This window comes from Streptomyces sp. NK15101 (assembly GCF_020400725.1).
GTDB lineage: Bacteria > Actinomycetota > Actinomycetes > Streptomycetales > Streptomycetaceae > Streptomyces.
On sequence record NZ_JAINVG010000024.1, the window covers coordinates 64,568 to 87,231 of the forward strand.

Here is a 22,664-nt window from a genome sequence, read left to right on the forward strand (position 1 = left end):
CGCCCACCCACCGACCCGGGAGCGACAGTCCTCGATGACCAGTGACGAGCCAGTCCGCCGCGGTGGCCGTGAAGCGCAGCGCCGCCGCACCCGCAAGGCGATCGTGGACGCGGCGGTCCGGCTGAGCGCCGGCGGAGCGACGCCTTCCATCGACGAGATCGCGGCCGCCGCCGACGTGTCGCGGCGCACGGTCTACGCGTACTTCCCGAGCCTCGACCACCTGCTGATCGACGCGACCGCCGGCGCGCTCAACGAGCCCCCGGTCGAGCAGGCCCTGGCCGACCCCTCGATCGCCGACGACCCCGCAGCTCGGGTGGACGCCCTCATAAGGACGCTGTTGCAGTACTCACCGCAGTCGCTTCCCCTCGGCCGCCGGCTGATCCGCCTGACCGTCGACCAGCCCACGGGCGACACCCCGCAGCCGGCCGGCCCGCGCCGCGGCCCCCGCCGCATCGAATGGCTGGAGCAGGCCTGCGCCCCGCTGCGCGACACCCTGAGCCCGGAGGCGTACCAGCGACTGATCTCGGCCCTGACCATCGTGGTCGGCTGGGAGGCGCAGATCGCCCTGCGCGACGTCCGCGGCCTCGGCCCGGAAGCCGAGGAGGAGGCCATCACCTGGGCGGCGCGCGCCCTGGTGGAAGCGGCGATCAGGGAGCACGAGACGCGTCCCGCCACGGACGGACGAGCGGACGCATGAACGAAGGCCCAGGCCGGTGGCCTGGGCCTTCGTCGTCGTTCGGGTCCGCCGCGTGGGGCGGGGTCGGCGCGCGGGGCCGCGCGTCAGCCCGCCGCCTGCTTCAGCAGCGCCGCGATGCGCTGCTCCGTGGCCGGGGTCAGGGCCGTAAGGGCGTACGCCGTGGGCCACAGGGTGTCCTCGTCGAGGGCGGCCTGGTCGCTGAAACCGAGCGTGGCGTAGCGGGACTTGAACTTCTGGGCGCTCTGGAAGAAGCAGACGACCTTGCCGTCCCGGGCGTACGCGGGCATCCCGTACCAGAGCTTCGCGGTGAGCTCCGGGGCGTTCTCCTTGACGAGGGCGTGGACGCGCTCGGCGAGGACGCGGTCCGCCTCCTCCATCTCGGCGATCTTCGCGAGCACTTCGGGCTCGGTGTCCGCCTTCGCGCCGCGCGAGCCCCGGCGCGCGGACGCCTTCAGCTCCTTGGCGCGCTCCTTCATGGCGTCCCGCTCGTCTTCGGTGAAGCCGTCGTAGGACTTGTCGTTCGCGGTCATGGTGGTTCGTTCCCCTCTCGGACGGGTCGGGCGGACGGGCGCGGTCAGGCGGGCTGCGCTTCCGTTCGTGCGCCGTGCAGCAGCAGCGTCCTCGCTCGCTCCGCCCGGCGGCTCAGCAGGTAGCCGTACGGCGAGTCTCCGTACGCGACCCGGAACTGGCGGCTCAGCAGGCCGGCCGCCATGCCCGCGCCCCGGGCGAGCTCCAGGACGTCCAGGGGGCGCGCGTACTCGCGGTCGATCCGGTCACGGACGCGCCTCAGGCGGGCGAAGTCGTCCAGGCGCTGCGCGGCGACGCGCGCGCGTGCCCACGCGGGGTGGCACATGGGAACTCCTCTCGGCTCGGTCGGCGCTAGCGGAGTTCCTGGATGCGGATCAGGTTGCCCGCGGGGTCGCGGAACGCGCAGTCGCGGACGCCGTACGGCTGCTCCGTCGGCTCCTGGACGACCTCGGCGTCGGCGGCCCGCACCTTCTCGAAGGTGCCGTCGAGGTCCCGGGTGGCCAGGAGGATCCAGCCGTACGTGCCCTTGGCCATCATCTCGGCGATGGTGCGGCGCTCGTCCTCGGTGATGCCGGGGTCGACGGCGGGCGGCGCCAGGAGGATGGACGTGTCCGGCTGCCCCGCGGGTCCGACGGTGATCCACCGCATCCTGCCCTGGCCGACGTCGCTGCGGACCTCGAAGCCGAGGGCGTCCCGGTAGAACGCCAGGGAGGCGTCCGGGTCTTCGTGCGGAAGGGAGCTGGTGTGAATGCTGATGTCCATGGCCTTCACGCTAGTGGCGGCCCTCCGCACGACGCTTCTCGAATCCTGATCCCTTCCGCACTGGACCGTCTCAGTGGTGGAAGCCGGCGCGGTCGGAGTCCGCCGGCATGCCCTTCGTCAGGCGCTCCAGGGAGCGGCGGATGTCCTGGGCCAGCAGGTCGATCTCGTCGCGGCCGATGCCGTGGCGGATCAGGACGCGCTGGATGACGGTCTCCTGCCGGTCGGGGGGCAGCGGGTAGGAGGGGACCTGCCAGCCGCGCATCCGGAGCTGGTCGGAGAGGTCGTACAGGCTGAAGCCCGCGCCCTCCGGGTCGGTGAGGGTGTACGAGACGGCGGGCAGCGCGCCCTGCCCGTCGTAGAGCAGGGTGAACGGGCCCATGGCCTCGATCTTCCCGGCGAGGTACTGGGCGGTCAGCGCGCAGGCCTCCTGGACGCGCCGGTAGCCGGCCCGCCCCAGGCGCAGGAAGTTGTAGTACTGGGCGACGATCTCGCCGCCGGGGCGGGAGAAGTTCAGGGCGAACGTCGGCATGTCGCCGCCCAGGTAGTTCACCCGGAAGACGAGGTCCTCCGGCAGGAGGTCGGCGGTGCGCCAGACCGCCCAGCCCACGCCGAGGGGCGCGAGGCCGAACTTGTGGCCGGAGGCGTTGATGGAGGAGACCCTCGGCAGCCGGAAGTCCCAGACGACGTCCTCGTGGAGGAAGGGGGCGATGAAACCGCCACTCGCCGCGTCGACGTGGATCGGGATGTCGAGGCCCGTCTCCCGCTGGATCCGGTCGAGTTCGGCGGCGAGCTCGGCGACCGGCTCGTAGTCGCAGGTGTAGGTGACGCCGAGGATCGCGACGACGCCGATGGTGTTCTCGTCGACGTACTCCCTCAGCTGGTGCGGACGCAGCCCGGTGGCACCGGGCTCCACCGGGACCTGGCGCAGCTCCACGTCGAAGTAGCGGGCGAACTTGTCCCAGCAGATCTGCACGGGCCCGGCGACGATGTTCGGCCGGTCGGTCGGCTTGCCCTCGGCCCGGCGCCGCTCGCGCCACCGCCACTTCAGGGCGAGGCCGCCGAGCATGGCGGCCTCGCTGGAGCCGGTGGTGGAGCAGCCGAGCGCCGTGCCCTCGCCGTTCGCGCTCCCGGGGGCGTTCCACAGGTCGGCCAGGATGTTCACGCACCGCGACTCGATCTCGGCGGTCTGCGGGTACTCGTCCTTGTCGATCATGTTCTTGTCGAGGCACTCGTCCATCAGCCGGCGGACCTCGTCGTCCGTCCAGGTCGTGCAGAACGTCGCCAGGTTCTGCGCCGCGTTGCCGTCGAGCAGCAGCTCGTTGTGGAGCATCGCGTAGACGACCGAGGGGAGGTTCGGTTCCTCCGGCATCCGGTGCTTCGGCAGGACCCGCTCACTGAGGGCGGAGGCGAACACGTCGGTCGCCGCGTCGGCGACGTTCTTCGGGCCCTTCATCTCGTGGAGCGCCACAGTTTCCCCTTCGATCAGCGGACTCGACGACAGTCCTCTCATCAACCCATGGGGCCGGGCGGAGCGCCCGGCAGCTCCCGGGACCGTTGACCCACCCGGGTGAGCGGGGCGCCCAGGCCCTGTCCCGAGGCTCCCCCGACCAGTACGTTCCGGACGAAGTGGATCATCACCGGAAGGCCCCACATGACCCCTCGCACGACTTCGCACCCGACCACCGACGCGGACCGGCTCGGCCTCGGTGACGCGGACCGCCTCGACACCGTCGGCACGGACCGGCTCGGCCTCGACGACATGGACCGGCTCGACACCGGTGACGCGGACCGCCTCGAAGCCGAGGCCTTCGACTCCTACGACGACGTCCCCGAGCGCCTCATCGGCTACCCGGCCGTCTTCCACGCCCTCGGCATCGGGTCCTGCGCCGTCCGCACGGTCCTGGACTACGGCTGCGGGCCGGGCAAGGTCGCCACCCGCGTCGTCGAGGCCTCCGACGCGCGCGTGGTGGCCGTCGACGTCTCGCCCGGCATGCTGGGGATCGCCCGCGCGCGGCGGCCGCATCCGCGGATCGACCACCGGCTCACCGACGACGGCGGCCTCGGCTTCCTCGCCGACGGCTCCGTCGACGCCGCCATGGCCTGCTTCGTCTTCACCACCACCGGAGACATCGCCGACCTGCACGACATCGCCGCGGAGACGCACCGGGTGCTGCGGCCCGGCGGCCGCTTCGCCGTACTGGACGCCAACCCCCGCACCACGGGCATCCGGTTCTCCACCTTCCGCCGCGGCGAGCCCGGCCGCGTCTACACCAAGGGCGAGCGGCGCCGGTCGCGCCTGGTGCGCCCGGACGGCCAGGCCCCGCTGGAGACGTTCGACCACCACTGGCCGTGCCAGACGTACCTCGACGTGCTCGGCAAGGCCGGCTTCACCGACCTGGACGTCCACGAGCCCGTCCTCACCCACCGGTCGGCGCTGCTCGGCGGCGATCCGGCGGAGGCCGGACACCCGCCGTTCCTCGTGGTGTCGGGGGTCAAGCAGTAGACGGACCGTCAGCTGTCGGAGTAGCTGAAGTCCCCCACGGTCCAGGCGCTGACGTCCGCGATCGCGACGCGGTACATCCCGCCGGTCTCGGGCATGCCCACGGTCCCCTGCAGGATGCGGGCGAGGTGGAAGTGGAGGTGGGTGGGGGGCTCTCCGTCCTTCGCCTTCCGCCCCGTGCCGGGGGCGAAGACGCCGGAGAACTCGGACAGCCGGGCCGAGTCCGTCAGGACCTCCGACACGCGCTGTCTCCACAGGGCTTCGGGCGCGAGTCGCCCGGTGATGACCACTCCCCCGGCGACCACGGTCAGGGACATCTGGTTGCTCCGCCCGGATTCCACGGTGGCGGCGACGTCGACGAGCAACTCGTCAGGGATCGACATGGAAGCCGATTCTAGAGGGGCGGGCCCGCGCGGTGGGGGCTGTCGGTGCGATGCGCCGTCAGTGTGGCGCGGGGCGGTGCTCGGTGCGGGACGGGACCGGCGCGGGACGGCCCCAGGATGCGGTGCGGCGTCAGTGCGGTGCGGTGTCGTCCGCGGGGAAGGCGGGGCCGTGGCCGGGGGCGATGACGTCGGCCGCGGCGAGGACGCGGAGGCGCGAGGAGCACAGCAGCGCCCGGTCCGGGGCACGGGGTCCTCGACGGGACCGTTCGGCCGCCACCAGAGGTCGTCCACGAAGGCGACGACGCCCTCGCCGGTGCCCGCGAGGAGGGTGATGTCCTCGGGGCTGTGCCCGGGGGTGCGGATCAGCCGCGCCGAGGAGCTCCTGGAGACGACGGAGCCGCCGGTCGAGGAGATCGCCCGCGCGGTCGGCTTCGGCAGCGCGGCGGTGCTCCGCGCCCAGTTCGTCCGCCGCCGCGGCGCACCCCCGCGCGCGTACCGCCGCTCCTTCAGCCGTACGGCCTGACGGGGGCACGGCGCGAGGAGGGCGACGGCCAGGGCCGAGCCGGCGACCGGGTCCGGGGCGAGGTCCGGCTGCCGGACCTCGACGCCGTCGGCCGGCGCACCGCCGCCACCGCCGTGGCCGGCGACCTGTACGCGATGTTCACCCGCCCCCCTGGCTCGTGCAGGCCTTCGCGACCCGCCTCTTCCACGACGGGGGCAAGGCCCGCCACGACGACCACAACCTCGCGGTCCACGAGGCCGCCGGGTTCACCGGGCCCGCGGCGGACCGGGCCGCCGCCGTCTTCACGCACGTCCTCGGCAACGCCTCCCCGCCGCGGCCCCGCCCCCGTACGAGACCCACCGCCGCGGCCCCGCCCCCGTACGACACCCGCCGCCGCGGGCCCGTCCCCCGTACGGCCGACCCTGCTTGCCGGTCCTCCCCGGCCGTTCGAGCGTGAGGTGATCGTCCGACCTGCGGAGGACTCCTTGAGCAGCATCGAAACCCCGGCCGAACTACCCCGACCGCGGGTGGCGGCCGCACGGCCCGCCGCGCCCACGACCCTCACCTGGGTGACGCTCGCCCTGATGACCACCTCGTCGGTGGCGAGCCTGCGGGCCGCACCCACGATGGCCGTCTACGGCCTGGCCTGCGTGTTCCTCTACCTCGTCCCGGCGATCGTGTTCCTGCTGCCGACCGCCCTGGTCTCCGCGGAACTGGCCTCCGGGTGGAGCGGCGGCGTCTACCGCTGGGTCGCCGAGGGGCTGTCCAAGCCGCTCGGATTCCTCGCGGTCTGGTGCCAGTTCGCGATGACGATCTTCTACTACCCGAGCCTGCTGGCCTTCGTCGCCTCGACCATCGCGTACGTCATCGACCCGTCCCTCGCCTCGAACGGCGTCTACACCGCGATCGTCATCATGGTCCTGTACTGGACCGGCGTCTGGGTCTCCTCGCGCGGCACCAAGGCCCTCGCGGGGCTGTCCAGTTGGGGCCTGATCATCGGCACGCTCGTGCCGGGCACGATCCTCGTCGTGCTCGGAATGGTCTTCCTCGGCCAGGGCAACCCCTCCGCCGCCCCGATGGACGGCAGCCACCTGCTGCCCCAGTGGACGGGCCTCGCGAGCCTGGTCCTGATCGTCAACAACTTCCTGTCGTACTCCGGCATGGAGATGAACGCGGTGCACGTCTCCTCGCTGAAGGACCCGGCGAAGGAGTACCCGAAGTCGATGTTCCTGGCGGTGGGCCTGGTCCTGCTGATCTTCATCCTGCCCGCGCTCGCGATCAGCTGGGTCGTCCCCGCCGACCAGCTCAGCCTGACCGCCGGCGTGATGCAGGCCTTCAACGCCTTCTTCGCCTACTTCGGCGTCGGCTGGATGACCCCCATCGCCGCCGTCATGCTGGTCTCCGCCTCCCTCGGCGGCATGCTGACCTGGCTCGCCGGGCCGTCCAAGGGCCTCCTGGAGATCTCCCGCAGCGAGGGCTACCTGCCGCCGTTCCTGCAGAAGCTCAACAAGTTCGGCATCCAGCAGAACATCCTGGTCACCCAGGGCGTCGTGACCTCGCTCATCGCCCTCGGGTACGCGCTGATCCCGAACGTGTCGAGCGTCTACTGGATCTTCTCGACCATCACCACGCAGGTGTACCTGATCGTCTACCTGCTGATGTTCGCCGCCGCCGTGCGGCTCCGGAAGACCCGGCCCGACCATCCCCGCGGCTACCGGGCGCCCGCCCTCGGGCTGTTGTGCTCCGTCGGCCTGCTCGCCTCGCTCGCGGCCCTCGCCATCGGATTCGTCCCGCCCTCCCAGTTCGGCGGCAGCAGCGTCTGGTCGTACGTCCTCGTCGTCGGCGGCGGACTGGTCGTCCTCGGCCTGCTGATCCCCTGGCTCTTCCTGAAGTTCCGCAAGCCGGACTGGCGCACCGCCGCCGCCGACGCCCCGAGCGAGGGAGACCGGGCATGAGTCCCACCCGCTTCGCCTCAGAGCACAAGTGGATCTACTGGGGCGCGATCGTGATCCTCGTCGGCCTCGTCGTCACCGGCATCGTCCGCTACGAGAGCGTGAGGACGGGCAACGAGACGCTCTCCAAGGCCAACCGGCTCCAGGAGGAGCTGGTGAGGGCCGGATACCCCTCCCCCGACACCGACACCGTCGAGCGGCTGCTCGGCACCGACGGCGGGCAGGTCTGCGAGGAGCCGGGCAACACCCTCAAGAGGGCACTGTGGAAGATCCAGCAGGCCAACGGCGCCGCGGGGCCCGGCATGCGGCCCGTCATCTCCGACACCAAGGCCGTCGAGGCCGAGCGGATCGTCCTCCAGGTCTACTGCCCGGACAAGGTCGCCGAACTCGACGACGAGGTGAAGGACCTGGAGACCGACGACACCGTCCGCCGGTGAGACACGGACTCCAGGAGTCCGAGCTCGACGCCCTCCACGACTTCCTGCGCGAACTGACCCGTTTCATGATGACGTTCAGCGGGGAGGGCGCGGAAGGCGTCGCCCGGGGCGTCCGGAGCGTCGCCCGGTCCTACGGCGCGCGGGCCGAGACTGTGCTCGTCGCCGACGGCGCCGTGCTCTCCGTGACCGCCGGGGACCGCACCCTCACCTCGACCGTCACCGCCGCCCCCGACGTCGCCCGGCTCGACCGGGCGGTCGCCCTCAAGGAGTTCGTCGAGCGCGTACGGGACACCCGGCCGGCCCTGCCCGAGGCCGCGGCCGGCCTGCGGCGGGTCGAGACCCTGCCGGCCACGGTGCCGCGCTGGGGCCGCGGGGCGGGCATCGTGCTGTTCTCCGTCGGATTCGCGCCGGCCGTCCAGCCGACCTGGTACGAGATCGGCACCACCGCCCTCCTCGCCGCCCTGGTCGCCACACCGACCGTCCTGTCGGACCGGCGGCCGCGCCTCGCCCGCGTCCTGCCGCTGCTCGCCGCCGTCCTGGTCTCCCTCGTGACCCTGGGCCTGCTCCGGCCGGGCCACGACCACGGCGGCCCGGTGCTGATCATGCTTCCGGCGCTGTTCTTCTTCGTTCCCGGCGACCTGTTCAGCGCGGCCACCGCCGAGCTCGCCGCAGGCTTCCTGACGACCGGCGCCGTCCGCCTCGTCTACGCCCTCGTCCTGCTCCTCCAGCTGTACGTGGGCGTGCTCATCGGCGTGGCCGTCACCGGCACGCCGACCGGGGCGCTCTTCGACACCGCGCAGGACGCCGATCTGTCCCGGTGGGTGCTCGTCGCGAGCTGGGCCGTCTTCACGGTGGGCATGGTCCTCGCCTTCGGGGTGCCGTGGCGGGCCGCGGGCTGGGTGACCGCCCTGGTCTACCTGTCGCTCGGCGCGCAGGCGGCGGGCACCGCCCTGATCGGGGAGGTCGCCGGCACCTTCGTCGCCGCCATGGCCCTCGCCGTCGCCGCGGACCTGCTGTCCCGGCCGGCCGGACGCCCGCCCCGGCTCGTCCTCTTCCTGGGCGGCTTCTTCACCCTCACCGTCGGCTCGCTGGGCCTGCGGGCGTTCACCTCCCTGGCCGGCGGTCACGTCCTGCACGGTTTCCGCGACCTGATGGACTTCGTCACGATCGTCACGACGATCGCGGTCGGGCTCCTCGCGGGCGCGGCGCTCGTACCGGCGCGGGGCGAGCGGGACTGAGCGGGACCGAGCGGGACCGAGCGGCGCTCCCCTAGGGTCCTCCGCCGGAAAGGCCGTCATCGCGCGGGGCCGGTCCGCGATCATGCAGTCATGAAGCTGCGTTGCGCCGTACTCGACGACTACCAGGGCGTCGCCCTCTCCTCAGCCGACTGGAGCCCGCTCGCGGACCGCGTGGACGTCCGCGTGCTGCGCGAGCACCTCACCGACCGGGACGCGCTCGTCGCCGCCGTCGAGGACTGCGAGATCCTCGTGGTCATGCGCGAGCGGACCCCGGTCGACGCCGGACTCCTCGCCCGCCTCCCCCGGCTGCGGCTCCTGATCACCTCCGGGATGCGCAACGCCTCGATCGACCTCGCGGCCTGCCGGGCGCGGGGCGTCACCGTCTGCGGCACCGCCAGCAGTCCGGAGCCGCCCACCGAGCTGACCTGGGCGCTCCTCCTGGGCCTCGCCCGGCACGTGCCGGCGGAGGCGCGGGCCCTGCGGGAGGGCGGGCCGTGGCAGTCGACCGTCGGCGCCGACCTCGCCGGCCGGACGCTCGGCCTCGTCGGGCTCGGCAAGATCGGCTCCCGGGTGGCCCGGATCGGTCTCGCCTTCGGCATGGACGTGACCGCCTGGAGCCCGAACCTGACGGAGGAGCGGGCCGCCGAGCACGGCGTGCGGCTCGCGAAGGACAAGCGGGACCTGCTCGCGGGCAGCGACTTCGTCTCGCTGCACATGGTGCTGTCCGACCGCACCCGGGGCCTGGTCGGGGAGCCGGAGCTGCGGGCGATGCGCCCGTCCGCGTACCTCGTCAACACCTCCCGCGCGGGTCTCGTCGACGGCGGGGCGCTGCTGCGGGCACTGCGCGAGGGCTGGATCGCGGGGGCGGGCCTCGATGTGTACGAGACGGAGCCGCTGCCCGCCGACGACCCGCTGCGGACGCTGCCGAACGTCCTGGCCCTCCCCCATCTGGGCTATGTGACGGAGGGGAACTACGGGCGCTACTTCGGCCAGGCGGTCGAGGACGTCGAGGCCTTCCTGGCGGGGACGCCGGTCCGCGAGCTGTCCTGATCCGAAGGACAGACCCTAGCCGAGGCTCGCCCGTGCCAGCTCCACGAACTCCTCGTCCGTGAGGCCAAGTTCGCGGGCCTCGGCCGCGGCCTCGCGGAGCCGGGAGACGAGGCGGGCGCGGTCGGGCGCGGTGGCGCCGGGGACGATCAGGGCGCCCCGGCCACGGCGGAGTTCGATCAGGCCCTCCTCACGGAGCCGCTGGTAGCCGCGGAGGACGGTGTGGACGTTGACGCCGAGGGAGTCGGCGAGCTCCCGGGCGGCCGGGAGGCGCTCGCCGGGGGCGGCGGAGCCGTCGGCGAGGGCGCCCCGGACACAGGCGGCGATCTGGTCGCCGAGGGGCACGGCGGAGGCCGGGTCGACACGGAAGAGCACGGTCAGACCTTCCCATGCCGCTCGGCGAGCGTGTTGAGAAGGGCGGCGGCGGTCCCCGCGTCGGGCACGGTGACCGCGAACTCCCGGCCCCCGGACCGCCGTACGACGAGGGCCTCGCCGCTCCGGACGATCACGCCCGTGCGGTGGGCCCTGACCCGGTACCCCCAGCCGCCGAACTCGGCGAGGACGGCCGCCGCGTCGAGGTCCCGGACGCTCGCGCCCGTGACGTCGTCGAGCGGGATCCTGGTGCGGGGCCGGGAGGCCAGCGCGGAGCGCACGGTGACGCCGCGCCGGTCGACGGTGACCCTGACCCGGGCGAGGGCGAGCCCCGGGAGGCCGATGACGAGGCCGAGGAGGCCGAGGAGGGCGGCCGGCCAGGGCGCGAGGAGCAGGACGACCGGGGTGGCGGCGAGGGCGAGCACCGCGAGGGCGGTGAGCGGCCGGGAGGCGGTGGCGCGGGTCCAGCCGGCGACCTCGCTCGCGCCGAGCGGGAGGCGGGGGGCGTCGGGCAGGCCGGGGTCCGCTGCCGGTTCGTCGCGGGGGACGAACCGGGTCAGGCCCCGTCCCGCGAGGCCGAGGAGGGCGGCGGCCGCCGCCGCGAACAGGAGGCCGGCGAGGGGGAACTCGACCCGTGCCGGGTCGGTGGCGTCCAGGTTGTCCCGTACGAGGAGGACGAACAGGGCGCCGGTGAAGCCGGCGGTCGCCCAGGCGCCCCAGAGGGAGCCGCGGCGGACCAGGAGGGTCCAGCCGGCGCCGAGCGCGAGGAGCAGGCCGGTGCTGACGGCGGTGAAGGGGGTGCGGCCGGTGAAGCCGTCGGCGTGGCCGCCGTCGGGTCCGAAGTGGGTGGCGAGGGTGTCGGGCAGCCGGTCGTACCGGAGGGCGAGGAGCCCCAGGTGGACGGCGACGGCGAGCACGAAGGGGAGCGCGGCGAGCACGCGGAGACGGGGTGTGGCACGGTTCATGAGACCTCCCTTGTTCGCATCAACATAGAACAAGTTGTTTGCACCCCGCTAGAACAATGCAAGTTTTTGCCGAGATGCGGGCGATCCGCGACGCGGTCGCCACCCGGGCCGGGCGCCGAAACCGGGCCCGGGGAACGTCCACGCGGCAACGGCGGTGGAGGCGGCCGCGGCGAAGAGGCAGCCGCGTCCTTCGCGAGGAGGCAGCCGCGGCCTCAGCCGTCGGCCAGGGCGGCGCGCAGGGCCTCGGCGAACTCCGCCGGGGCGCCGTGCTGGCCGAACTCGCCGCCCAGGAAGCCTCCGTGGTGGCTCGGGAAGACCGCGAGCGGGGTGCCGAGCCCCTCGGCGACGGCGAGGGCGGCGCGCGCGGCGAACGTGGCCTCGGACTCCTTCCCGGCGGCGACGACGATCCGGGTCGGCGCGGCGCGCAGGGCGGTGAAGTCGGGGCGGTAGGAGGTGCAGCCGCGCATGTTCTGCCCGAGCAGCGGGTCGCCGCGCGAGCCGTCGTCCTCGGCCGGCAGGCCGAACGCGGCCGGGTCGGGGGCGGGCTCCTCGGCCCAGTCCGCCGGGAACTCGCCCTGTCGGCCGGTCAGCACGAGGAACTTGGCCATCGCGGGCCCCCAGCCCTCCCGCAGGTACGTGGCGTGGACGTCGGCGCAGACCCCGAGGGCCGCCTCCCGGTCCGGGACGACCTGGGCGGTCGGCGGCTCGTGCGCGACGAGGGTGTGCACCAGGTCGCCGCGGCGGGCCACCAGGGCGAGGGCGTTGACGGCGCCGCCGCTGCTGGCGAAGACGTCCACGGGGCCGGCGCCGAGCGCCTCGATCAGCCGGGCCAGGTCGTCGGCGTGCTCCTCGGGGAGCGTCTCCGCCGCGCCGTCGGTGCGCTCGCTGCGGCCCACTCCGCGCGGGTCGTACGTCACGACGGTCCGGTCGGCGAAGCGGGAGGCGAGCGTGGTGAAGCCGCTCGCGTCCATGGGAGAGCCGATCAGCAGCAGGGGGCGTCCGTCGGGCCCGGTGCCGGGGCGTACGTCGTAGCGCAGGGTCGCGCCGACGGTCTCCAGGGTGCGGGTGTCGGTCTCGGCCATGGTTCTCCTCCGGGGTGGAACGGTCACGGGGTGGACCTTCCGCGTCCCCGGAAGTCATCGCCGTGGACGACCCCTCTTCCGCTCTTCTTCCCTCCTGGCGACTACTCGCCGCATTCGTGGACGGCCGGGTCCACGACGACGCGGTCCAACAGACCGCGCAGGAGGGTCTGTTCCGCCTCGGTGAGATCGCCGAAGAGCTCCCGCTCGGCCTCGCGCACGGCTTCGTCGATGCGCTCGAGGGCGGCGGTGCCGGCCGGGGTGATCTCGACGATGTGACGACGCCGGTCGGCCGGGTCGCGGCGGCGCTCGGCGAGCCCTTCCGACTCCAACTCGTTGAGGATCGCGACCAGTTGGCTGGGGTCGAGCTCCATCGCGACGGCGAGTTCGCGCTGGCTCGTGGCCCCGGGGGCGAGCTGCATCAGCGTCATGGCGTTGCGCGGGTGCAGCCCGGCGACGCCCAGGGCGGCGCGGATGCGCGCGCCGGTGAGCTCCCCCCGGAAGGAGAGGAGGAAGCCGAGGCGATCGGTCGGGAGAGCTGCCATGCCATCCACCGTAACAACAACACAATTGTGGAGCGGGATAAATCATTGTTACGCTTCAACGGTTTTCGTCCCCATACCGTTGGAGCCCTTCCATGTTCATCGCCTACGTCGTCGTGGCGGGCCTGCTCGCCCTCGCGTCCGCCGCCTCCGCCTTCCTGACCTTCGCCAAGAACCCGCAGGTCGTCGGCAGCATGACCAAGGTGGGCGTCCCGGAGGGCGCGCTGCCGTGGCTCGCGACCGCGAAGGCGGCGGGCGCGGCCGGCCTGCTCGCGGGGCTCTTCGTCCCGCCGCTCGGCGAGGCCGCCGCGGCGGGCCTGGTGCTCTACTTCGCCGGCGCCGTCATCTCCCACCTGCGCGTGAAGGACTTCGAGCTGGCGCCGGCGGCGGTCCTCGCCCTGGTCTCGACGGCGGCCCTGGTCCTGCGCATAGCCTCCGCCTGACCGTCCCCCGCCGACCCGCCACCTCCCGTCAAGACGAGACGTATCGTCTTGTCAGGCCTCCCGGCATGCCGTACCGTCATCCAGACGAGACGCCGCGTCTCGCGCCCGTGTCCCCGACGGCAGGAGGTCGCCCTTGTTCCGTGCCCGGTTCACCGACGTCACCCGGCGGCACGACGACCGGCACGTCCACCGCCGGACCGTCCTCGACCGCGTCTCGTTCACCGTCCGCCCCGGCGAACGCCTCGGCGTCGTCGGCGACAACGGCTCGGGGAAGTCCACCCTCCTCCGGCTCCTCGCCGGCCTGGAGTCCCCCGACAACGGCACGGTGACCGTCGAGGCCCCCGGCGGGCTCGGCCACCTCGCCCAGACCCTCGACCTCCCCGCGGACGCGACCGTCGGCGACGCCGTCGACCACGCCCTCGCGGAGATACGGGAGTTGGAGCGGGCGATCCGCACGGCGGAGGCGGAACTGTCCGCCACGGGCGCCACCGGCCGCGCCGGAACCGGCGCCTCCCCCGGCACCGGTCCGGACGCCGCCCTCGCCGCGTACGCGGAACTGCTCGCCGCCTACGAGGCCCGGGGCGGCGCCGGGGCCGACCGGCGCGTCGAGACCGTCCTGCGGCGGCTCGGCGAGCCCGGCCCGCTCGACCGGGACCGGCCGCTCGGCACGCTCTCCGGCGGACAGCGGTCCCGGCTCGCCCTCGCCGGCGTCCTCGCCGCCGACCCCGAACTGCTGCTCCTCGACGAGCCGACGAACGACCTCGACGACGAGGCCGTGGCCTGGCTGGAGGAACGGCTGCGCACCCACCGGGGCACGGTCGTCGCCGTCTCGCACGACCGCGCCTTCCTCGACCTCGTCGCCACCGCCGTCCTGGAGGTCGACGAGGACCGCCACACCGTGCGGCGGTACGGCGACGGCTACCGCGGCTTCCTCGCCGGGCGCGCCGCCGAGCGGGCCCGCAGACAGCGGGAGCACGAGGAGTGGAAGGAGGAGCTCGCCCGCCACCGGGCCTTGGCCGACACGCACATCGACCGGTTCTCGGCGATCCCCCGCAAGGCCCCGGCGGCGTTCAGCGGGGCGGGCGCCTTCCGGGCCCGGTCACGGGCGCACGGCGCGATGAGCAGGATCCGCGCCGCCCGCGAGCGGCTCGCCCGGCTCACCGAGCACCCCGTACCGCCACCGCCCGAGCCGCTCCGCTTCCGCGCGGACCTGGCGGGCGAGGGCGCGGCGGTCGACCTGACCGGCCTGCGGGTCGCCGGACGGCTCCACCTGGACGTCCTCCACCTGGAGCCGGGCGAACGGCTCCTCGTGACCGGCCCCAACGGCGCCGGGAAGACCACCCTCCTGAAGGTGCTCGCGGGCGAACTCGCCCCGGACGCCGGCACGGTGAGGACACCCGCCCGGGTGGGCCTGCTCCGGCAGGACATGGCCCCGCCCACCGACCCCCGTACGGTGAGCGAGGCCTTCGGCGAGGAGCGCACGGAGGAGTTGCTCTCCCTCGGGCTCTTCGCCGCCCGGGACCTGACGGTCCCGGTGGACCGGCTGTCGGCCGGCCAGCGCCGCAGGCTCGAACTGGCGCGGCTCGTGACCGAGCCGGCCGACCTGCTGCTCCTGGACGAGCCGACCAACCACCTGGCGCCGGGCCTGGTGGAGGAGCTGGAGGCCGCGCTGGCGGCCTGGCGGGGGACGCTGGTGATCGCCAGCCACGACCGCCGTCTGCGTTCCGGCTTCCGGGGCCGCCGCCTCGAACTGCTCCCGCCGCCCGTTGTGGGCAGTCGTTCCGCCCCGCGGGACGATTGCCCGCACGGGCGGGGCCGGGGCACCGACCCGCCGGGCGCGAGCCCACACGGCGGGTAGGCGGGGGCACCGCCCAGCAGGGTGCGGCGCCCACACGGGCGGTGGGCGGCCGGGGCGCCGTCCAGGGGCTACTCCTCGCCCTCCAGGTCGCCCTCCGTCTCCAGGAAGACCTGCCGCAGCGCCGCCAGCGTCTCCGGGTCCGGCTTCTCCCACATGCCGCGCGACTCGGCCTCCAGGAGGCGTTCCGCGATGCCGTGCAGGGCCCAGGGGTTGGCCTCCTTGAGGAAGGCCTGGTTCTCCGGGTCGAGGACGTACGCCTGCGTGAGCTTGTCGTACATCCAGTCGGCGACGACACCCGTCGTCGCGTCGTACCCGAAGAGGTAGTCGACGGTCGCCGCCAGTTCGAACGCGCCCTTGTACCCGTGGCGGCGCATCGCCTCGATCCAGCGCGGGTTGACCACGCGGGCGCGGAAGACGCGGGAGGTCTCCTCGACCAGGGTCCGGGTGCGGACGGTCTCCGGACGGGTGGAGTCGCCGATGTACGCCTCGGGAGCGGTGCCGGTGAGCGCGCGGACGGTCGCGACCATGCCGCCGTGGTACTGGAAGTAGTCGTCGGAGTCGGCGATGTCGTGCTCGCGCGTGTCCGTGTTCTTCGCGGCGACCGCGATCCGCTTGTACGCGGTCTCCATCTCGGCGCGCGCCGGGCGGCCTTCGAGCCCACGCCCGTACGCGTACCCGCCCCACACCGTGTACACCTCGGCGAGGTCCGCGTCCGTGCGCCAGTCGCGCGAGTCGATCAGCTGGAGGATGCCCGCGCCGTACGTGCCGGGGCGGGAGCCGAAGATGCGGGTGGTGGCGCGCCGCTCGTCGCCGTGCTCGGCGAGGTCGGCCTGCGCGTGGGCGCGGACGTGGTTGTCCGAAGCGGGCTCGTCGAGCCCGGCGACGAGCCGTACCGCGTCGTCGAGGAGCCCGATGACGTGCGGGAAAGCGTCCCGGAAGAAGCCCGAGATGCGCAGCGTCACGTCGATGCGCGGGCGGCCGAGTTCGGCGAGCGGGATGGGCTCCAGGCCGTTGACCCGGCGGGAGGCCTCGTCCCACAGCGGGCGGACGCCCAGCAGGGCGAGCGCCTCGGCGACGTCGTCGCCGGCGGTGCGCATCGCGCTGGTGCCCCAGAGGGAGAGGCCGACGGAGGCCGGCCACTCGCCGTTGTCGTCGCGGTAGCGCGTGAGGAGCGAGTCGGCGAGCGCCTGGCCCGTCTCCCACGCGAGGCGCGACGGCACGGCCTTCGGGTCGACCGAGTAGAAGTTGCGGCCGGTCGGCAGGACGTTGACCAGTCCCCGGAGCGGGGAGCCGGACGGGCCGGCCGGGACGAAGCCGCCGTTCAGGGCGTGCACGGCGTGGGCCAGCTCGTCGGTGGTGGCGGCGAGGCGCGGCACGACCTGCCGGGCGGCGAAGTACAGCACCTCGCGGACGTCGTGACCGTACTGGTCGGTGATCTCCGGGATCGCCGCCTCGTCCCAGCCCGCGGCCTCCATCGCCTCGACCAGCTCGCGGGCCTTCGCCTCGACGGCGTCGGCGTTCGCGCGGGTCGGCGCCGACTCGTCCAGGCCGAGGGCCTCGCGCAGACCGGGCAGCGCCTGCGTGCCGCCCCAGATCTGGCGGGCGCGGAGGATCGACAGGACCAGGTTGACCCGGGCCTCGCCCTCCGGCGCGCCGCCGAGGACGTGCAGGCCGTCGCGGATCTGGGCGTCCTTGACCTCGCACAGCCAGCCGTCGACGTGCAGCAGGAAGTCGTCGAAGCCGTCGTCCTCGGGCCGCTCTTCGAGCCCCAGGTCGTGGTCGAGCTTGGCGGCCTGGATCAGGGTCCAGATCTGGGCGCGGATCGCGGGCAGCTTCGCCGGGTCCATGGAGGAGATCTGGGAGTACTCGTCGAGCAGCTGCTCCAGGCGCGCGATGTCGCCGTACGAGTCGGCGCGGGCCATCGGCGGCACCAGGTGGTCGACGAGGGTGGCGTGGACGCGCCGCTTGGCCTGGGTGCCCTCGCCCGGGTCGTTGACGAGGAACGGGTAGATCAGCGGGATGTCGCCGAGGGCCGCGTCGGGGCCGCAGGCGGCGGACAGGCCGGCGTTCTTGCCGGGCAGCCACTCCAGGTTGCCGTGCTTGCCGAGGTGGACCATGGCGTCGGCGCCGAAGCCGCCGTCCTCGGTGCGGGCGGCGATCCAGCGGTAGGCGGCCAGGTAGTGGTGGGACGGCGGGAGATCGGGGTCGTGGTAGATCGCGATCGGGTTCTCGCCGAAGCCGCGCGGCGGCTGGATGAGGACCAGGAGGTTCCCGCGCCGCAGGGCGGCGAGGACGATGTCGCCCTCCGGGTTGCGGGAGCGGTCGAGGAACATCTCGCCGGGCGCGGGGCCCCAGTGCTCCTCCACCTGCTCGCGGAGCTCGGCGGGCAGGGTGGCGTACCAGCGCTTGTAGTCGGCGGCCGGGATGCGGACCGGGTTCTTCGCGAGCTGCTCCTCGGTCAGCCAGTCCTGGTCGTGGCCGCCGGCCTCGATGAGGGCGTAGATGAGCTCGTCGCCGTCGCCGGAGACCAGGCCGGGGAGGTCTTCGACGGGCCCGAAGTCGTAGCCCTCGGCGATCAGGCGGCGCAGGAGGGCGACGGCGGAGGCGGGGGTGTCGAGGCCGACGGCATTGCCGATGCGGGAGTGCTTCGTCGGGTACGCGGAGAGGACGAGCGCCAGCTTCTTCTCGGCGTTCGGGATGTGGCGGAGCCGGGCGTGCCGGACGGCGATCCCGGCGACGCGGGCCGCGCGCTCGGCGTCGGCGACGTACGCGGGCAGGCCGTCCTCGTCGATCTCCTTGAAGGAGAAGGGGACGGTGATGAGGCGGCCGTCGAACTCGGGCACGGCGACCTGGCTGGCGGCGTCCAGCGGGGAGAGGCCCTCGTCGTTCTCCTCCCACGCGGACCGCGAGCCGGTCAGGCACAGGGCCTGCAGGATCGGCACGTCGAGCGCGGCGAGCGCGCCCGCGTCCCAGGCCTCCTCGTCACCGCCGGCCTGCGCCTCGGCGGGCTTGGTGCCGCCGGCGGCGAGGACGGTGGTGACGATGGCGTCGGCTCCCCGCAGTACGGAGACCAGCTCCTCCTCGGGGGCGCGCAGGGACGCCACGTACAGCGGGAGGGCCCGGGCCCCGGCGTCCTCGATCGCCCCGCACAGGGCGTCGACGAAGGCGGTGTTCCCGCTCATGTGGTGGGCGCGGTAGTAGAGCACGGCGACGGTCGGGCCGGTCTCGTTCCGGGCGGTGCGCTCCAGGGGGCCCCAGGTGGGGGCGGCGGCCGGGGCCTCGAAGCCGTGGCCGGTGAGCAGGACGGTGTCGGAGAGGAAGCGGGCCAGCTGCTCCAGGTTCCCGGGGCCGCCGTGCGCCAGATAGGCGTGGGCCTCGGTGGCGACGCCGACGGGGACGGTGGAGGCCTCCATGAGCTGGGCGTCGGGGGCCTGCTCGCCGCTGAGCACGACGACCGGCTTCCCGGCGGCGCGGACCGCGTCCAGGCCCTCCTGCCAGGAGCGGACGCCGCCGAGGAGGCGGACGACGACCAGGTCGACGCCGTCGAGGAGGGCGGGGAGGTCGGCGAGCGGGAGCCGGGAGGGGTTGGCGAAGCGGAACTCCACCGGCCCCCCGGCCGCACGGGCGCTGAGCAGGTCGGTGTCGGAGTGCGACAGCAGCAGGAGCATGGCGAGCTCAGGCCCTTCCTCGGGGTTGTCCGCGCCCCGGGTGGTCGTGTGGACGGCAGGAGTTCCTGACTCACCGCCCCGGACGAACCGGGGCGGCTCACAGTGGCGGGACCGCGCCGGATTCTCACCGGGCTTCCTCCCCGGGGTCCTGGGACCCCATGCCGATCTGCATCCTAGATCGTGCCGTCTCCGGTCCGGAGGGAACCGGGGAGTCGGCCGGATCACACCCGGTGGTCAGCCGGTTCCCCGTGGGTATGCTCGCCGCCATGCCGCCCACCCCGCCCCCGACGCCCGAACCGGGCGAAGCTCGCATACGGGACCGTGGCGACGCCTGCCCCGGGGCGCTGCGCCTGCACCCCGCCGACGACGGGCGCCTCGCCCGACTGCGCCTGCCCGCCGGGCGCCTGACGATGCGTCAGGCCAAGGTCCTGGCCCGTGCCGCCGAGGCCCTCGGCGACGGACGGATCAGCATCACCTCGCGCGGCAACGCGGAGCTGCGCGGTCTGGGCGAGGGCTGCGGGGCGGAGCTCGCGGAACTCCTGGACGGGGCGGGCCTGCTGCCCTCCCCCACCCACGAGCGCGTCCGCAACATCGTGGCCTCGCCCGGCGCGGGACTCGACGGACTCGGCCACGCGGACGTGCAGTTGTGGGCGCGCGGGCTGGACACCGCGCTGTGCGCCGAGCCCCGGGCCGCGTCCCTTTCGGGGCGGTTCCTGTTCCTCCTCGACGACGGACGCGGGGACGTCGCCGGACTCGGCGGCGATGTGAGCTTGATCGCAGGAGCGGACGGATCCGTCCTGCTGCGGCTCGGCTCCCGGTTCCTCCGCCTCGCCGCCGCCGACGCCGTCCGGGCCGCCCTCGCCGCCGCCCTCGCGTTCCTCGACGCCGCCGAGGCCGCCGGGACCGGGGCCTGGCGGCCGCGCGAGCTGCCCGCCGGGCACGTCCCCGACTGGGCCGGGGCCCTCGCGCGGGCCGGGATCACGGCGGAGCCCGTACCCGTACCGCCGCTTCCCGCGTCCCCGCCGCCCGCACCCGGCCCGCTCGGCGAACGCGCCCTGCACGTCCTCGCCCCCCTCGGCCGGCTGACCGCCGCGCGGCTGCGGGCCCTGGCCGACGGGGCCGACGAGCTGCGGTTCACGCCCTGGCGCGGGGTGGTCGTCGTCGGGACCTCCGCCGACCGGCTGCCCGAGCTGGAGGCCCACGGCCTGGTCACCCGGCCCGACCTGCCCTCGGTCGGGGTCAGCGCCTGCACCGGGCGGCCCGGCTGCGCCAAGTCCCTCGCCGACGTACGGACGGACGCCGGTCTCGTCCGCCGCGGGGGCCTGCCCGTCCACTACTCGGGGTGCGAGCGCCGCTGCGGGCACCCGCACGGCACCTGGGTCGACGTCCTCGCCACCGGCGACGACACCTACCTGGTGGACGGCGTCCCCACCCCCCGTACCTCCCTGCCCGAAGCAGTGACCACGGCCCGCACGACGAGATGAGCGAGAGCACCAGGATGTTCGACTACGAGAAGGACGGGACGGAGATCTACCGCCGGTCCTTTGCCACGATCCGCGCCGAGGCGGACCTCGCGGGCCTGCCCGCCGACGTCGCCCAGGTGGCGGTCCGGATGATCCACGCCTGCGGCATGACCGACCTCGTGCAGGACATCGCCTACTCCCCGCGGGTCGTCGCGAACGCCCGCGAGGCCCTGTTCTCCGGCGCGCCCATCCTCTGCGACGCCCAGATGGTCGCCAGCGGCGTCACCCGCAAGCGGCTGCCCGCCGACAACGAGGTGCTCTGCGCCCTCTCCGACCCGGCCGTGCCGGGCCTCGCCGCCGAGCTGGGCACCACACGCTCCGCCGCCGCGCTCGAACTGTGGCGGGACCGCCTCGAAGGCTCCGTCGTCGCCATCGGCAACGCCCCGACCGCCCTCTTCCACCTCCTGGAGATGATCGCGAAGGGCGCGGGGAAGCCCGCCGCCGTCCTCGGCATCCCGGTCGGCTTCATCGGCGCCGCCGAGTCGAAGGACGCACTCGCCGAGAACACCCTCGGCCTCGAATACCTGGTCGTACGGGGCCGGCGCGGCGGCAGCGCGATGACGGCCGCCGCGCTCAACGCCCTCGCCCACGAAGCGGAGATCCAGGCATGACCACGACCGGCAGGCTCTACGGCGTGGGCCTCGGCCCCGGCGACCCGAACCTGATGACCGTCGCCGCCGTGAAGGCGATCGCCGAGGCCGACGTCATCGCCTACCACTCGGCCCGCCACGGCCGCTCCATAGCCCGCTCCATCGCCGCCGAACACATCCGCGAGGACCACGTCGAGGAGCGGCTGATGTACCCGCTCACGGTGGAGACCACGGACCACCCGGGCGGCTACCGGGGCGCCCTGAACGACTTCTACGAGGAGGCCTCGGCCCGCCTCGCCGCGCACCTCGACGCCGGCCGCACCGTCGCCGTCCTCGCCGAGGGCGATCCGCTCTTCTACGGCTCGTACCAGCACATGCACAAGCGGCTCGCCGACCGCTACGACACGACCGTCATCCCCGGCGTCACCTCGGTGAGCGCCGCCGCCGCCCGGCTCGGCGAGCCGCTGTGCGAGGCGGAGGAGGTCCTCACGATCATCCCCGGCACCCTGCCGGAGGACGAGCTGACGGCCCGCCTCGCGGGCACCGACTCGGCGGTCGTCATGAAGCTCGGCCGCACCTTCCCCACCGTGAAGCGGGCCCTGGAGCGGGCCGGGCGGCTCGACGACGCGCGCTACGTGGAGCGGGCGTTCATGACGGGCGAGCGCACGGAGAAGCTGACGGACGTGGACCCGGAGTCCGTCCCGTACTTCTCGGTGGCCGTCCTGCCCTCCCGCATCGACCAGGAGCCCCCCGTACGGGAGGCGGGCGAGGTCACCGTCGTCGGCACCGGACCGGCCGGGGCACCCTGGCTCACCCCCGAGTCGCGCGGCGCGCTCGTCAACGCCGACGTCCTCGTCGGCTACACCACCTACCTCGACCGGGTGCCGGTGCTGCGCCCCGGGCAGATCCGGCACGGCTCCGACAACAAGGTCGAGTCCGAGCGCGCCGAGTTCGCCCTCGACCTGGCCCGGCGCGGCCGGAAGGTCGCGGTCGTCTCCGGCGGCGACCCGGGCGTCTTCGCCATGGCGACGGCGGTCCTGGAGGTCGCCTGCGAACCGCGGTACGCGGACGTGCCCGTACGGGTCCTCCCGGGGGTGACCGCGGCCAACGCGGCCGCCGCCGCGGCCGGCGCCCCCCTGGGCCACGACTACGCCACGATCTCCCTCTCCGACCGCCTCAAGCCCTGGGACGTCATCGAGGCCCGCCTCCGCGCGGCCGCGGGCGCCGACCTGGTCATCGCCCTCTACAACCCGGGCTCCAGGTCCCGCACCCACCAGGTGGCCGCCGCCCGCGACCTCCTCCTCGAACTCCGCGCCCCCGAGACGCCGGTGGTCGTCGCCCGTGACGTCGGCGGCCCGGAGCAGTCGGTCCGGGTCCTCACCCTGAAGACCCTGGACCCGTCGGAGGTCGACATGCGCACCCTCCTCCTGATCGGCTCCTCGCAGACGCGCGCGGTCGAACGGGGCGACGGCCGCACGATCACGTGGACGCCGCGGCGCTACGGCTGAAATCGGAGGTGGGTGCGGGGGCAACCCCGCACCCACCTCACGAGTCACACAGGCGTTCCCCCGTTTCACA

At 74.0% G+C, this 22,664-nt stretch carries 21 protein-coding genes, 3 pseudogenes and 1 riboswitch; of the genes and pseudogenes, 13 read left to right on the forward strand and 11 right to left on the reverse strand.

What is annotated here, in order from left to right; genetic code table 11:
- The first annotated feature begins 34 nt into the window (after positions 1 to 34).
- Entirely contained in the window at positions 35 to 697 is a 663-nt protein-coding gene (locus K7G60_RS15645; protein ID WP_225801514.1) for a TetR/AcrR family transcriptional regulator, read from the forward strand.
- A gap of 83 nt (positions 698 to 780) precedes the next feature.
- Here the strand turns inward: K7G60_RS15645 and K7G60_RS15650 are convergent, their stop codons facing one another.
- The 4 genes and pseudogenes from K7G60_RS15650 to K7G60_RS15665 form a co-directional block, all read right to left on the reverse strand.
- The gene (locus tag K7G60_RS15650) at positions 781 to 1,227 is read right to left on the reverse strand and encodes an iron chaperone (RefSeq protein ID WP_225801515.1); all 447 of its coding nucleotides are present in this window, start codon (positions 1,225 to 1,227) and stop codon (positions 781 to 783) included.
- A gap of 71 nt (positions 1,228 to 1,298) precedes the next feature.
- Positions 1,299 to 1,550 (reverse strand): annotated as a pseudogene (locus K7G60_RS15655) (AraC family transcriptional regulator); the annotation flags it as partial.
- A 26-nt stretch (positions 1,551 to 1,576) separates the two neighbouring features.
- On the reverse strand, positions 1,577 to 1,987 hold the full coding sequence (locus K7G60_RS15660) for a VOC family protein (protein WP_225801516.1): 411 nt from the start codon (positions 1,985 to 1,987) through the stop codon (positions 1,577 to 1,579).
- Positions 1,988 to 2,057: 70 nt separating this feature from the next.
- Positions 2,058 to 3,455, reverse strand: a complete 1,398-nt coding sequence (locus K7G60_RS15665) for a glutamate decarboxylase (protein WP_374115633.1) — start codon at positions 3,453 to 3,455, stop codon at positions 2,058 to 2,060.
- A 183-nt stretch (positions 3,456 to 3,638) separates the two neighbouring features.
- Between K7G60_RS15665 and K7G60_RS15670 the strand changes: the two genes are divergently transcribed.
- On the forward strand, positions 3,639 to 4,490 hold the full coding sequence (locus K7G60_RS15670) for a class I SAM-dependent methyltransferase (protein ID WP_225801517.1): 852 nt from the start codon (positions 3,639 to 3,641) through the stop codon (positions 4,488 to 4,490).
- Positions 4,491 to 4,498: 8 nt separating this feature from the next.
- Here the strand turns inward: K7G60_RS15670 and K7G60_RS15675 are convergent, their stop codons facing one another.
- A complete protein-coding gene (locus K7G60_RS15675) occupies positions 4,499 to 4,870 on the reverse strand; it encodes a hypothetical protein (protein ID WP_225801518.1) in 372 nt (123 codons plus the stop codon).
- 130 nt (positions 4,871 to 5,000) lie between these two features.
- Positions 5,001 to 5,245, reverse strand: a pseudogene (locus K7G60_RS15680) (MBL fold metallo-hydrolase); the annotation flags it as partial.
- On the opposite strand from K7G60_RS15680, the pseudogene K7G60_RS15685 reads away from it, so the two are divergent.
- From K7G60_RS15685 to K7G60_RS15710, 6 genes and pseudogenes are all read left to right on the forward strand, one after another.
- Positions 5,223 to 5,393, forward strand: a pseudogene (locus tag K7G60_RS15685) (helix-turn-helix domain-containing protein); the annotation flags it as partial. The pseudogenes K7G60_RS15680 and K7G60_RS15685 overlap by 23 nt on opposite strands.
- A gap of 157 nt (positions 5,394 to 5,550) precedes the next feature.
- On the forward strand, positions 5,551 to 5,829 hold the full coding sequence (locus tag K7G60_RS15690; RefSeq protein WP_225801519.1) for a hypothetical protein: 279 nt from the start codon (positions 5,551 to 5,553) through the stop codon (positions 5,827 to 5,829).
- A gap of 28 nt (positions 5,830 to 5,857) precedes the next feature.
- Entirely contained in the window at positions 5,858 to 7,327 is a 1,470-nt protein-coding gene (locus K7G60_RS15695; protein ID WP_225801520.1) for an APC family permease, read from the forward strand.
- Entirely contained in the window at positions 7,324 to 7,761 is a 438-nt protein-coding gene (locus tag K7G60_RS15700) for a hypothetical protein (RefSeq protein ID WP_225801521.1), read from the forward strand. The genes K7G60_RS15695 and K7G60_RS15700 overlap by 4 nt, the downstream gene beginning before the upstream one ends.
- Complete coding sequence (locus tag K7G60_RS15705; RefSeq protein WP_225801522.1) at positions 7,758 to 8,999, forward strand: threonine/serine exporter family protein; 1,242 nt, start codon at positions 7,758 to 7,760, stop codon at positions 8,997 to 8,999. The genes K7G60_RS15700 and K7G60_RS15705 overlap by 4 nt, the downstream gene beginning before the upstream one ends.
- Before the next feature lie 90 nt (positions 9,000 to 9,089).
- Positions 9,090 to 10,049, forward strand: a complete 960-nt coding sequence (locus K7G60_RS15710; RefSeq protein WP_225801523.1) for a D-2-hydroxyacid dehydrogenase family protein — start codon at positions 9,090 to 9,092, stop codon at positions 10,047 to 10,049.
- A 15-nt stretch (positions 10,050 to 10,064) separates the two neighbouring features.
- On the opposite strand, the gene K7G60_RS15715 is transcribed toward K7G60_RS15710, so the two are convergent.
- The 4 genes from K7G60_RS15715 to K7G60_RS15730 form a co-directional block, all read right to left on the reverse strand.
- Positions 10,065 to 10,421 (reverse strand): GntR family transcriptional regulator, encoded by a 357-nt coding sequence (locus tag K7G60_RS15715; RefSeq protein WP_225801524.1) that lies wholly within the window; start codon positions 10,419 to 10,421, stop codon positions 10,065 to 10,067.
- Positions 10,422 to 10,423: 2 nt separating this feature from the next.
- On the reverse strand, positions 10,424 to 11,383 hold the full coding sequence (locus K7G60_RS15720) for a DUF1648 domain-containing protein (RefSeq protein WP_225801525.1): 960 nt from the start codon (positions 11,381 to 11,383) through the stop codon (positions 10,424 to 10,426).
- Between the two features lie 212 nt (positions 11,384 to 11,595).
- Positions 11,596 to 12,465, reverse strand: coding sequence for an alpha/beta fold hydrolase (locus K7G60_RS15725; RefSeq protein WP_225801526.1), 870 nt, complete (start codon positions 12,463 to 12,465; stop codon positions 11,596 to 11,598).
- Positions 12,466 to 12,566: 101 nt separating this feature from the next.
- Positions 12,567 to 13,007 (reverse strand): MarR family winged helix-turn-helix transcriptional regulator, encoded by a 441-nt coding sequence (locus K7G60_RS15730; RefSeq protein ID WP_225801527.1) that lies wholly within the window; start codon positions 13,005 to 13,007, stop codon positions 12,567 to 12,569.
- Between the two features lie 92 nt (positions 13,008 to 13,099).
- Here K7G60_RS15730 and K7G60_RS15735 point away from each other — a divergent pair, with 92 nt between their 5' ends.
- A complete protein-coding gene (locus K7G60_RS15735; protein ID WP_225801528.1) occupies positions 13,100 to 13,447 on the forward strand; it encodes a DoxX family protein in 348 nt (115 codons plus the stop codon).
- Positions 13,448 to 13,580: 133 nt separating this feature from the next.
- Positions 13,581 to 15,305: an ABC-F family ATP-binding cassette domain-containing protein gene (locus tag K7G60_RS15740; protein WP_225801529.1), complete on the forward strand. Its 1,725-nt coding sequence runs from the start codon at positions 13,581 to 13,583 to the stop codon at positions 15,303 to 15,305.
- Between the two features lie 68 nt (positions 15,306 to 15,373).
- Here K7G60_RS15740 and cobN read toward each other — a convergent pair whose 3' ends face one another.
- The gene (gene cobN, locus K7G60_RS15745; RefSeq protein WP_225801530.1) at positions 15,374 to 18,973 is read right to left on the reverse strand and encodes a cobaltochelatase subunit CobN; all 3,600 of its coding nucleotides are present in this window, start codon (positions 18,971 to 18,973) and stop codon (positions 15,374 to 15,376) included.
- 38 nt (positions 18,974 to 19,011) lie between these two features.
- A riboswitch (cobalamin riboswitch) is annotated at positions 19,012 to 19,152 on the reverse strand.
- 75 nt (positions 19,153 to 19,227) lie between these two features.
- Between cobN and K7G60_RS15750 the strand changes: the two genes are divergently transcribed.
- The 3 genes from K7G60_RS15750 to K7G60_RS15760 are packed head-to-tail and all read left to right on the forward strand — an operon-like array spanning position 19,228 to position 22,594.
- On the forward strand, positions 19,228 to 20,457 hold the full coding sequence (locus tag K7G60_RS15750) for a cobalamin biosynthesis protein CobG (RefSeq protein WP_225801540.1): 1,230 nt from the start codon (positions 19,228 to 19,230) through the stop codon (positions 20,455 to 20,457).
- Positions 20,454 to 21,107 (forward strand): precorrin-8X methylmutase, encoded by a 654-nt coding sequence (locus K7G60_RS15755; protein WP_225801531.1) that lies wholly within the window; start codon positions 20,454 to 20,456, stop codon positions 21,105 to 21,107. The genes K7G60_RS15750 and K7G60_RS15755 overlap by 4 nt, the downstream gene beginning before the upstream one ends.
- Positions 21,104 to 22,594, forward strand: coding sequence for a precorrin-2 C(20)-methyltransferase (locus K7G60_RS15760; RefSeq protein WP_225801532.1), 1,491 nt, complete (start codon positions 21,104 to 21,106; stop codon positions 22,592 to 22,594). The genes K7G60_RS15755 and K7G60_RS15760 overlap by 4 nt, the downstream gene beginning before the upstream one ends.
- Positions 22,595 to 22,664 lie beyond the last annotated feature (70 nt).